The organism is Burkholderia sp. RF2-non_BP3 (genome assembly GCF_001522185.1).
GTDB lineage: Bacteria > Pseudomonadota > Gammaproteobacteria > Burkholderiales > Burkholderiaceae > Burkholderia > Burkholderia diffusa.
The window spans coordinates 1-11,168 of the sequence record NZ_LOSU01000020.1 but is presented as its reverse complement, the minus strand read 5'-3'; the positions used below and the strand labels follow the sequence as shown (position 1 = coordinate 11,168).

11 protein-coding genes are annotated in these 11,168 nt (G+C 67.1%); 2 read left to right on the top strand and 9 right to left on the bottom strand.

The window, feature by feature from the left end:
- The first annotated feature begins 425 nt into the window (after nt 1–425).
- Complete coding sequence (locus tag WS45_RS08080) at nt 426–896, top strand: hypothetical protein (protein WP_059530870.1); 471 nt, start codon at nt 426–428, stop codon at nt 894–896.
- A gap of 190 nt (nt 897–1,086) precedes the next feature.
- Here WS45_RS08080 and WS45_RS08075 read toward each other — a convergent pair whose 3' ends face one another.
- The 7 genes from WS45_RS08075 to WS45_RS36060 all read right to left on the bottom strand — a co-directional run bounded on the left by WS45_RS08075 (nt 1,087) and on the right by WS45_RS36060 (nt 9,448).
- Nucleotides 1,087–1,776 carry a DUF429 domain-containing protein gene (locus WS45_RS08075; protein ID WP_059699306.1) on the bottom strand — a complete coding sequence of 230 codons (690 nt, stop codon included), beginning with the start codon at nt 1,774–1,776 and terminating at the stop codon, nt 1,087–1,089.
- Nucleotides 1,777–1,785: 9 nt separating this feature from the next.
- Nucleotides 1,786–2,310 (bottom strand): HD domain-containing protein, encoded by a 525-nt coding sequence (locus WS45_RS08070; protein WP_059699304.1) that lies wholly within the window; start codon nt 2,308–2,310, stop codon nt 1,786–1,788.
- Between the two features lie 121 nt (nt 2,311–2,431).
- Nucleotides 2,432–5,902, bottom strand: coding sequence for an ATP-binding protein (locus WS45_RS08065; RefSeq protein WP_059699302.1), 3,471 nt, complete (start codon nt 5,900–5,902; stop codon nt 2,432–2,434).
- A gap of 3 nt (nt 5,903–5,905) precedes the next feature.
- Nucleotides 5,906–7,156, bottom strand: coding sequence for a metallophosphoesterase family protein (locus tag WS45_RS08060; RefSeq protein ID WP_059699300.1), 1,251 nt, complete (start codon nt 7,154–7,156; stop codon nt 5,906–5,908).
- Between the two features lie 329 nt (nt 7,157–7,485).
- Nucleotides 7,486–8,247, bottom strand: coding sequence for a hypothetical protein (locus WS45_RS08055; protein ID WP_059699298.1), 762 nt, complete (start codon nt 8,245–8,247; stop codon nt 7,486–7,488).
- Nucleotides 8,248–8,548: 301 nt separating this feature from the next.
- Nucleotides 8,549–9,088: a hypothetical protein gene (locus WS45_RS08050; RefSeq protein ID WP_059699296.1), complete on the bottom strand. Its 540-nt coding sequence runs from the start codon at nt 9,086–9,088 to the stop codon at nt 8,549–8,551.
- Nucleotides 9,089–9,250: 162 nt separating this feature from the next.
- Nucleotides 9,251–9,448 (bottom strand): hypothetical protein, encoded by a 198-nt coding sequence (locus WS45_RS36060; RefSeq protein ID WP_059699294.1) that lies wholly within the window; start codon nt 9,446–9,448, stop codon nt 9,251–9,253.
- Between WS45_RS36060 and WS45_RS36055 the strand changes: the two genes are divergently transcribed.
- Entirely contained in the window at nt 9,435–9,776 is a 342-nt protein-coding gene (locus WS45_RS36055) for a hypothetical protein (RefSeq protein ID WP_257140319.1), read from the top strand. The two genes, WS45_RS36060 and WS45_RS36055, sit on opposite strands and share 14 nt — an antisense overlap.
- A gap of 88 nt (nt 9,777–9,864) precedes the next feature.
- Here the strand turns inward: WS45_RS36055 and WS45_RS08040 are convergent, their stop codons facing one another.
- Both WS45_RS08040 and parS read right to left on the bottom strand, forming a co-directional pair.
- On the bottom strand, nt 9,865–10,344 hold the full coding sequence (locus WS45_RS08040; protein WP_059530847.1) for an RES family NAD+ phosphorylase: 480 nt from the start codon (nt 10,342–10,344) through the stop codon (nt 9,865–9,867).
- On the bottom strand, nt 10,341–10,796 hold the full coding sequence (gene parS, locus WS45_RS08035) for a type II RES/Xre toxin-antitoxin system antitoxin (RefSeq protein WP_006753033.1): 456 nt from the start codon (nt 10,794–10,796) through the stop codon (nt 10,341–10,343). The genes WS45_RS08040 and parS overlap by 4 nt, the downstream gene beginning before the upstream one ends.
- Nucleotides 10,797–11,168: the final 372 nt, after the last annotated feature.

Below are 11,168 nucleotides of genomic sequence, written 5' to 3'. Positions count from 1 at the left end.
GAACCGTCTTTTTCAGCTCGTCAACAACTTTCTGAACTGCTTCGTTGCGACGGCGGGGGTTCAACTTCGTGTGCGCCGGAGTTCTACCACCGCCCTCGACCGCACCGCTTCCCTTCTTCCTCCGCGCTGCGTTTCCGTTAGCGCGAAAGAGGCGTGATTCTAAGCACCCGCCCCCTTCTCCGCAACCCCTTTGTGAAAATATTTTGAAAAAGCCCCCGTGCGCTGCCGCGCACGGGGGCTTCGGTCTGACGCCCTGCATACCGCATGGTGCGCGAGGAGCCCGCGACCAATCCGGAGCGAGTCCTTCTTTCCTCCTATCCTATACAGGAGATTGAATATGCCCTCTGTTCAACAGCGCATCGCATTTGCCTCGCGCCGGACACCACCCCACGGCACAAACAAGAGAGCGCACGTCGTCGAGTATCATGCCGCGATCGAACAACGCACTCATACCGACGATGGACAGCACCACTCAATCCGGCGATGCCGATCTCCGCGATGAATACGCCGCGCTGCGCGAGCGCGCCGTCATGCTCGAAGAACAGGTCCCGCCGCTCCTGCAACGCATCTCGAATGTCCTGCCGCGCATCAGCGGCGTGTCCGATCTGGCGGACGAGCATCGCGAACGACTCGTCGGCGCGCGCAACGCAGCGATGGTCTCGATCGAAAACTATCAACAGGCGATCCCCTTCCTGCAGACGGCCGACTCGATCATCGAGCAGCTCGACAAAACGCCCGAGCGCGACGAAGACATCGAATGGCGCGAATCGCTGCTGCAGCGACTCGACGAACTGATCGACGTCGCGGTCGTGATGATCGACGATGCGCAAGGCTATTTCGAGCAAGCGGCTGCCTGCGATCTCTCCAGCGTGCCGAAGTCCATTCTCGAAGACTGAGCATTCCGGCCGAGAGGCGCGCGGTGCGTCAACTGCATATATGTTGCATGTTGCGCACGCCAGCTGCCCAGCACATGCCGACCGGCTGTCGCTGCTCGACACCTCGACATCGAACGTGTCCGATGCTTCTCCCGAAAGAGCTCACCTTCCTGTCACGGGTTCACGGATATCGGCAAGCCGCGGCCCGTGACTAGAGCGTATCGAGAACGATCGTCTCGCCGACGATCGGCACACGGATATACCCGCCTTCCGCATCGCCGTACGCGTGCGCGTTTCCGTCGATCACGTATTGCGCGGTCAATGCGCACAACGTCGCGTCCCGCGCGTCGACCGATCGCAGTGTCGACACGTCGATCCCGAGTTGGGTCAGCAATTGCCGGCGCTGGTTGCGTTTCTGCTTCGCCGACGCGATCGCCTTGCCAAGCAACGCGCAGGTAATCGCGTACGGATAAGTCTCGAAGCTTACGCGCCCGCCGGCATAGCGCGCGTCGGTCAGCAGCGGATAGGCGTCGGCCAGCGCGCGGTAGACGCGCTCTCCCATGAACATCCAGTCGAAGAAGCCCGACGTGCTGGCCACGGCCTGCTCGCGCGATGGCGTCGGGAAACACGAGATCCGTTCACGCGCGAGCGCCTGCTCGGCAGCCCGGCGTCCGCTGCCCGTCCACCAAAGGCTCGGCGCGTCGACGCCGACCGCCACCACGTCATGCTCGATACACAGCGAAGGCAGCGCTTCGGGCGCGATCCGCTCCGCGCGGCAAACGATCGTCGCGCCGCGCAAGATCACGAGATCGCATCGCTTCTTGTCGCCGCCCACGTCGACACCCGCCACCGCGGGCAACGACCGCGCGACTGATCGTGAGCGGGATCGGGCCGCCTGCATGGCTGCGCGTCAGTCCGCCGGCCGCGCGTCGTACGCGGCGTCGAAGATCCCTTCGAGGCCCGGATGCACGCCGCGCATCCGGTCGACGACCGACTTCGCCCAGTCGAAGTACGCCTGCTTGCGCTCGAGGGGCCAGTCCGCGGGCGGATGCCGTGCGATGTCGCGCAGGTTGCAGATCTTGTCGGCGAGCTTCACGAGCTTCGCGCGCCGGCTGATGGTCGCCGCATGCTCGATCTGCAGGCGCTTGCGCTCGTCCTTCGGCAACGACTTGTCGTCGGTGACTTCCATCACGATGTCCGCGACGTCCTTGCCGAACAACCGCAGCAGCTCCTGCTCGGTGGTCTCCGTATCCTCGATCGTGTCGTGCAACACCGCCGCGACGATCACGCGCTCGTCCTCGATGCCGGCCTCGTTGGCCAGCACGGCGGCCAGCGCGATCGGATGGTTGATGTACGGCGATGCCTCGTCGTCCTTGCGCCGCTGATTGCGATGCTTGTCCGCCGCGAACGCGATGGCAGCTACCAGCTTGTTCATGTTGATCCCTCGTGTGGCCGGACCCGCGACCGGCTGAACCGGTCGCGTGCGTTTCGGAACCGCACATACTACCTGTACGCGATGACCATTCCCACATATCGGAACATCGGTCCGCGCGCCGTCATGCGCCGGCCGCCTCGCGCTCCAGCCCCACCACGTTCACCTGCGCGCCGAACACGTCGCGCACGAGCGGCAGCAGGTGATCGTGATGCGTCAGAAACAGCACCTGGGTTCGCGTCGACAGATCGCGCAGTGCCTCGAGTCCCGCCTTCGCGCGCGCATCGTCGAAGTTGATGAACAGATCGTCGGCAACGAACGGCAGCGCGGTCCTGCTCGCGAGCTGCAGTTCGAGCGCCGCGATCCGCAGCGCGAGAAACAACTGATCGCGCGTCCCTTCGCTCAGGCCGGCGACCTCGACCGACGTGCCCTTCGTGCGTCGCGCATACAGCGCAGGCGGCGTCCGTTCGGTGTCGACGGTCAGCCGCGCGAATTCGCCCAGCGTCAGCCCCGCGAAAATCTCGCCCGCGCGGCGCAGCATCGGCCCCTGCTTCTGGTCGCGATAGCGATCGGTCGCCCACTTCAGCAGACGGCTCGCAGTCGCTGCTTCCAGATACTGTTCAGCCGCGTCGCCCATCGCGGCCAGCGCTTCCTGCCGCTTCGCCTCGGCCACGGCCGCGTTCGCTTGGCCGTCGATCGCGCCGAATGCCTGCTGGGCGACGACCTGCTGTTGCGCGAGCGCGTTCAGACGCTTGCCGACGTCGTCGAGCGACTGCTTCACCGCTTCGAGATGCGCGGGCACGTCGGCGATGTCCTGTTCCGCGACCTCGGCCTCGACGGCCGACTGGGACAACCCGTCGCCGTCGCGTACCAGTGCCTCCTTCGCGGCATCGACGGCCTGTCGAAGCTGGCGCTGCCGATCCGATCGTTCGGCCAGCGGCAGCGCCGCGTCGATCGACGCGACGCCGGCCAGTTGCAGCAACGGCTGAATGCGTGCGTCCGCACCCGCCACCGCGGCGGCCGCGTCGGCGACCTTGCCCTCGGCCTGCCGCACCGCGTCGTCGGCACGATCGATTGCACGCGCGGTTTCCCGTGCGGCCGCCACGCGCATCGTCAACCGGCGCGCGACGTCCAGCCAGTTGCCGCTCGCCAGCCATTCGGGTTCGAGCGCTTCGGCCAGCCGCCGGGCACCGGCCTCGAGCGCAGCCAGCTCGGCACGAATCGCGGCGATCCGGTTGCGCGGCGCGTCGGCGGCGGCCAGCTCTTCCGTCACCGCATTCGCGAGCCCGAGCGCCCCTTCCGCCGCAGCCAGCGTCACCGCGTTCGCGGACAGCTTCGCGTCGGCGAGCGCGTCGCGCCATTGTGCTTGCCACGCATCGTAGGCGGCCTGGGCCTGGCCCGCGCGCGAACGGGCCGTCGCGCATCCGCGTTCGGCTTCGCGCGCGCGGTCCTCGAGGCTGTCCTTCTGCGCAAGCGTCTTCTCCGCCGACTGCACGAACGTCTCGGCGATCGCGATGAGTGCCGCCAACCCGTCGGCGTCGCCGCCGCGCGAGACCAGACGCAGTGCCGAACGCAACGCGGCTTCCGCGCCGGCGCGCGCATCGCGGATCGTCGCGAATTCGCGGCGCTGGCGGTCAAGTTCGAACTGCGCGGCAAACACCGTGTCGCGCTTCGCGAGCCAGTCGCCCATCGCCGCCAGCGGCATGCCGGGCACGCCGGCCGTCGTCGCCAGTTCGGACCACGCGTCGCGATGCGCGGCGAGCTCGCGTTCGCGCTCGTCCATGGCCGCCTGCCGGCGCATCAACACGGCACGCGCGGATTCGACCTGTTGACGCAGTGATTGCAGCGTCGCCGCCGCTTGCGTGGCGCCGAGCTGCGCGTCGACGAGTTCGTCGGCGAGGCGGATCGCATCGTCGACGGCCGGCGCGCCCGTTGCCAGATCGACCACACCGTTGCGGATGTCGCCCCACGCGCCGTCGCGACGCGCGCGCGCCGCCAGCACTTCGGCAGTGGTGACGACCTTGTGGGTCTCCGCGAAATGTCTCTCCTGCAGTTCGAGCCGCTCGTATTCTTCCTGCGCGCCGTCCCGTGCATCGCGCGCGGCGGCCGCCGCGCTCGCGCGCTCGCTTGCTTCGTTGAGCAGCGCACCGAGCCGCGCCGCCGACGGCACGTCCAGCACACGCAGCGCGTCGACCGGCCTGCGCCACTGGCCGAGCGCATCGAGCGCGTCGGCGAGCGTGCGCTCGGCGGCGGCAATGTCGCGCTCGAGCGCCAGTTCGCGCTGGCCGCTGCCGCGAAAGCCCTGCGCATCGGCGAGCGCGGCACGAAGCACTTCCGGCACATCGACGGTAGACAGACGCGCGAGTTGTTCCTGCGCCTGCGCGAGTTCCTGCATGCGTTCGTCGAGCGACTCCCGCGCACCGGCCAGCGCCTGATGCAGCGCGCCGTGGTCGCGCAAGAGATTCGCGACAGTCTTCAGCGACAGCGCGGTCGGCAGTGCCGCGCGCAGCGACGCCTCGTCGGTCGGCCAGCCGAGCTGCGCGGCCGCGGAGCCCGCGGCGGTCAGATGCCGCTCCACGTCCGCGCCGAGCAACAGCAGATCCTGAGCGTGATTCATGCATGCGCCGCGCAACCGGTCGAGCGCTTCGATGTCGCCTTCGAGCGCCAGCGCATCGGCGTCCGGATCGATCGCATCGCGCGCCTGCCGTTTCGCGAGCAGGTCCGTGCGACGCTCCTCGAGCACCTTCTGTTCTGCGGCAAGGTCGCCTTGCGCTTTCAGCAAGTCGGCATACGCGGTCGGCGGCAACTCGACGACGGTGCCCAGTTCGGCAAGCGCCGCTTCCTTGATCGTCAGTTCCTTCAGGTATGGCGCCAGCCGCCGCACACGCTCGAGCTTCGAACGCAGCGCTTCGAGGCGGCGTTGCTCCACGCGCGCGTGCTCGATCTCCTGCTCGACCGCGTCGCGCGCCTCCTTGCGATCGACCCAGTCACGCGTGCGCACCTGGACCGCCTTCAGTTCGCCGACCGCTTCGTTGAACGACGTCTCGGCCTGCGCGAACGCGCTGCCGCTGCGTCGCGGCGCCCACAGCTCGCCCGCACGCGCGTCGAGCTCCTCGCGCACGGGCCCGAGCGTGCCGACACCCGCCGCCGATTCGAACAGCACCTGGCCGAGCTTGTCGGACGCATCGAGAATGCTCCGGCCGCCGTCGACGAGCCGCCCATGGTCGAGCCCGAACATCTGCTCGAAAAACTCGCGCGTCGCGCCGTCGAGAATGGCCGCGAGGTAGTCGTCCGGGAGCTTGTCGTCGGCGGGCGTGCGCAACGGGCTGCGCCCGCGCGCGCGATGAAATGCGAGCGCGCCGGTGCCCCCCTCCAGCACACCGCCGATCCGCAGGTCAGGCGTTGCATGCAGGAAGTCGAGCGGCGTCTGCAGCTTCATCCCGAACAGCAGTTCCGACACGGCCGTGCGGATCGTCGACTTGCCGGCCTCGTTCGGCCCCACGATCACGTGAAAATCCTGTCCGGCCGACGGAAAGCGCAGCGTCTCGTCGGTGAACTTGCCGTACTTGATCAGATCGAGCTGGCTGATGCGCATCGCTTATTCCCCCCTCGCCAACCGCGCGAGCAACGCGGGACCGACCTGCTCGACCAGCGCCGTGAGTTCGCCCGCGCGCGCCATCGTCAGCAGCGGCACCTCTTCCTTCACGTCGCTGCGCACCTTGCCGACGAACGGCTTCAGGTCGCGTTCGAGCAGCGCGAGAAAATCCGGATCGTGCGCGGCGTCGGCCAGGATCTGCTTCAGATCCTCCAGCGCCTCGAGCTGCTCGCTCTCGCCCAGCGGCTGCTCGGGCGCGGATGTCGCGAGACGAACCTTCTCCAGCCACAGCCGTTCATTGCCGATGATGCCGATCTGGTTCAGCACCTCCGCGCGCAATTGCGGCGCTCGGCCGAAGAAAAGACCGTGCGCGGGCGTGCGCCCCGTGACCGTCACGCGCACCGCGCGCGGCACGTCACCGTCGACGGTCAACAGCGCCTCCAGCGACTGGCCGATCTTTCTCGACAGGTCGGCGACCGTGAAGCAATCGGATGCGTCGACCGACAGGGCTTCCCAGCGCAGCACGTCGAGGTACAGGCGCTCGACCTGCGTGCGCCCCTGCTCGACCGTCACGAGCACCGCGCCGCGGCGGCCCGTCTCGCGGATATGGCGACCCTGCAGGTTGCCGGGAAACACGACTGTCGACGGCCCCGACCATTGCTGGAACTCGTGCACGTGGCCGAGCGCCCAGTAGTCGTAGCCCTTCGCGTGCAGTTCCGCCAGCGTGCACGGCGCATAGTTCGCATGCGCCGCATAGCCTTCGAGCGCGGTGTGCAGTACGCCGATGTTGTAATGGCCCGGCACGGGATCCGGATAGCCGATCGCGAGATTGTCGACGACTGCCTTGTCCTTGAAGCTCTGCCCATGCAGCGCGACGTCGAATTCCGGCAGCCGATGGGTTTCCGGCTTGCGATGGCCGAACACGGTGACGTTGTCGGGCAAGGTCAGCTTCTTCGTCATCTCGCTTTCGGCATCGTGATTGCCGCCGAGCACGAATGCGCGAATGCCGGCCTTGCGCAGGCGACCCATTTGCTGGCCGAAGAAAATGCCGGTGTTGTGGTCCTTCCAGTCGCCGTCGTACAGGTCGCCGGCGATCACGAGGAATGCGACCGCCTCTTCGATCGCACGATCCACGAGCTGCCGCAGCGCCTCGCGCGACGCGTTGCGCAACTGCGCGGCCGGCGCGTCGGGATACGCGCTCAGGCCGTGCAACGGGCTGTCAAGATGAATGTCTGCCGCGTGGATGAACTTCACGAAGATTCCTCTGTTTCAGGACGAAGGGGCGATGTCGACAAGCATTGTGCGCCGTCGAGCGACGCAACGCGGGCGAGGTACGAACCGGACCGTCGCCGTTGCATAGTCGCGATGCAACTCTTGTCCGGGCGATGATGCCACCCGTCGCCAGCGGGTCGGGATGGTACCTGAAAGCGGGCGTCGGGAAGGTGCACGACCCCACGCCCTCAATCCGCGCGTGATCGCGCAGCCTCGACGAACCTGCGCCCCGAAACACGGCGGTCGCGATGCCTCGGATGATCTGCCGAAGTCGACGGCCGGCGGCACCCGCGACATTCGTCCCGTGCGAGTCACTCGCCGCGCGGCGCGGGTGGCGGCGCAAAGCCGTCGTCGTTGCCCGGGAACGGATTCGCATTGCGACGCAACGCTTCCTCGTCGCTTTCCTTCTGCGCGAACAGCGCGACGCCGATCACGCCGACGTTCGCCGTATCGCCGTACTTCGAATTCGCGACGTAGCTGTCGGGCACCGACGCGAAGCGGAACGCGGCGACTTCATCGCGGCTCTTGCGGAAGCCCTCGATCGTCAGCGTACGGCCCGGATACAGCACGTAGCCACCATTCGCATAGCTACCCGGCCGCCCCGACAGCACGTCGAGCCCGTCGACCGTCGACACGACCTCGAACGCGCGGCGCCCCTGGTTGCGCAGCACGATCATGTAGCGTGCGCCTTCGACACCCGCCATGTGCCAGCGGCCGTCGCTGCGCGCGAGACGCAGCGGCGCGCCTTTCTCGTCCGTAAACGACAACGCGATGTCGCCGTTCGCGAGCACGACGCGCGTCGGCAACCGGCGAATCCGCGACGCGGGCGGATGCCCGGGCAGTGCATCGTTGTAGTAGACCGACGCGAGATCCGTCGGCGTCGTCGGATCCGCGCGTTTGAAATCGACCTTGCGGGTTTCGGAATGCACCGACTCGCCCCACGCGGTGCCGAGCCCGCGGCGTTCGCCGGCATCCTGGCTGGCCGGTGCGCTCGTGGCAGTCGGGGGCGGCGACGCGCACGCCGCGAGCCACAGCACGCAGGCAAGCGCGAGAAGACGGAACAGGATGGTCATGATCGTGATGCCTCGGAATGTTATCGGACCACGCCGGGCAGGCCGGGGCGGCACTTTGGAGTCGTCTGTCGTCACGATGCCGATCGGACATGCTTGCCTGAATCGACCTGCGTCGCCCGAGGGCGGCCCGGCGATCGGGAGCCTCGCTATTTAAGCACGGCGGGCAGGCAATGGGCAGAGGGTGCGCGGGCCGCCTGTTTCGATCCACGGCACACCAACGCGACCACGATGCGTGGCGCGCCCAATGAAAAAAGCCCGGCCCGCATCGAAGCGGGCCGGGCCTTGGCGGGAAGCGTATCGCTTACAGCGCGCCGCCTTGTGCCGACGCCGAACCCTTCACGCCGACCGAAGCGCCGCCCTGCACCGCGTTCGTCGCACCCTCGAGCGCTTCGCCGGCCTTCGCCTTCGCGCCGCCGGCGACATCACCCGCCGTCGACACCGCGCCTTGCACGTGGCTCTTCGCGGAGTTCGCGACATGCTTCACGTGCGACTTCGTCGCGTGCACGGCCGATGCCGCGGCATCTTTCGCCGAGCCGGCTGCCGAGCCAACTGCCTGCGTTGCGCCACCGACCGCGTTGCCCGCTGCCGAGCCGACGCCGCCAACCGTCTTGCCCACGCCGTTCAGCGCACCGCCGACGAGACTGCCTGCGCCCGAACCCGAGCCCGCGGCATTCGCGCCTGCACCTGCCTGCACGCCCACACCACCGCCGAGCAGCGGCGTCTGGACTTGTGCGCCGACGCCGGCGGAACCTTCCGCGCCCGTCTGCGCCGTTTGTGCGAAAGCAGCCGATGCGATTGCCGTCAGCGCGGCACCAAGCAGAATCGTGCGAATCTTGTTCATGGTCATTCTCCCCAAAGACGTTGTTGCTGCGGGCCGCCTTCGTGCGGCTGGTCGCATGCCTCGCCGCGACGTGCGGCAGGTGGAGCTAATGTAGCCGCGCCAACGTCCAAAACCACCGAATTGCGGGGACTGTTACTTCAGTTGCAAATGCTGACGATTGACTCACACTGTTTGACAAACATCGCGCTCGGCGCGTGATTGGCGTCGCTCGATGGCATGCATCGGCGCATCGGCGCACGAAGTATCGGCTAGCACGGAAAGCGACCATTCCTGTAGGCGTCCCAAAGAACGCGTGTCGGCCAGCCGTCGGTGCAGCCAGATAATCTGGCTTCTCGCGATCAGCTCGATGTCGTCGGACATGCACGCCGGGATCGCCGTCGATTTTGTCGAATGCCGTCATCCAGCAGACGCCGAACGGCTCCGCCTCGCGGCTGGTCAGCGCGCGACCGCAAGCGACGTCTCCGAGGAAATCGAAAAATCCCGGCCCCTTGCCACGATGCGTGGTCGTTCCGTTCGTCGATCGTTGCTGCCACGCGCCGCCTTCATGTTCCATGTCGGTGACGCGCAGCGCCGTGCCCGCTTCGACTCGCAGACCGGCACAATCGTCGGCGCCTTCGAGCTGCGCGCGAGCGGCTTTCACGCAACCGACCTGAGTCCGCGCGTGCTGCGCAACACAACGGTCACGTGAACCCGGCCGACGCTGGCACCCGATGCGGGCGCCGACCGCGCGCGGGAATGCTGATCGGCGTTGTGCACGCAACGACGTGCGGCCAGTCCTATTCGCTCTTGTTCGAATGGATCAGCCGCAGAATGCGGGTGTCATACGGCGACTGAATGACTTCCGCGATGCGGATGTCGGATGCGGCAGGATGCAGCGGATTCAACAGGAAGTTATGCGCGTGCGGTACGACGACGCTCGGGACGCGCAGCAAGGCGCTCGGTTGCGTATGCAACCACTCGGTCCCGGCACTGCGGGTCCAGTCGACGTTCTCTCGCCAGTCGGCCGGCGCATCGCCATCCGCGATCTCGGCAACGTCCACCGATTCAGGCACCTCGATGCGAAGCAACTGGTATCCGCTCGGCAATTGCGCGACGGTGGCGATTTCGAAGTGAACGAGCGTCTCGAGCAGCGCGAGCGCTGGATGCTCGGCGAGGTAGACGACGGGCTGCCCGGCAAAATGCCAGCGCCCGCCGGCCCGCAATCCGCCGACGCCTTTCAGGTCCGCGTAATTGCTGATCCGCCACAGCGTCGTCAAGCGAAGTACCCCTCGTCAATCTGCGTGAGGGCTTCTTCGACGAGTCGCGCGCCATGCTCGGTACTCGACATGTCGAGCGACGTGCGTCCGCCGAAGCGCTGGAGCCCGTTGCGCAGCCACGCCATCGCCTTGTCCTGGTCGCCGAACGTGGCCGTCGCCTGCGCGACGATGCGCGCCAGGCGAATCGCCTTGTCGGACTCCTCCGGTGACAGGCGCTCGTGCGCCTGGCGGCGATGGCTCAGCGTGCGCCGCGGGATGATGAAAGCGAGTTCATCGGACTTCAGGCCGCGTTCAGACAGCCGGTCGATCACCGCGACGTCGACGCGCGCGCTCGCCAGCTCGGCGAGATCGGCGCCCGAGCGCACGCGAATCGCGAGCAGCTGCTCGAGGATCGTGAACTCGGCCTGGCGCGGGTGCGCGACGCCCGACGGATGAAACGCGATCGTACTCATGGCTCTTCTCCGGCAATTTGCCCAATCATTATAGGCGTTTTGCCGAAGACGGGCGAATTCGGTCGGCGGCCGCCCCGACGGGCGGCAGTTCCTGGTGGCGGCGATGCGGCTTTCCTGCTCGCGGCCCTGCCCCATCACGCGTGGTTGACGATTCGCCGTGGAGCGGAAATCGCGAAATCACATATATCAAACCGCTCGCTGATGTCATGAAGTTGTCACGTAACAATTTTTCTGATGAATAACCATCGGCAGAGCGGCACCTGCCGTCTGAGGCATCGAGTGTGACGTGCGCCCTCGTTACTATCTTTACGCCCCGATAATTGGGGCTTTGGCCAGCCAGGCCCGGCATGATTCCCGCCCCCAGTCGCAGTC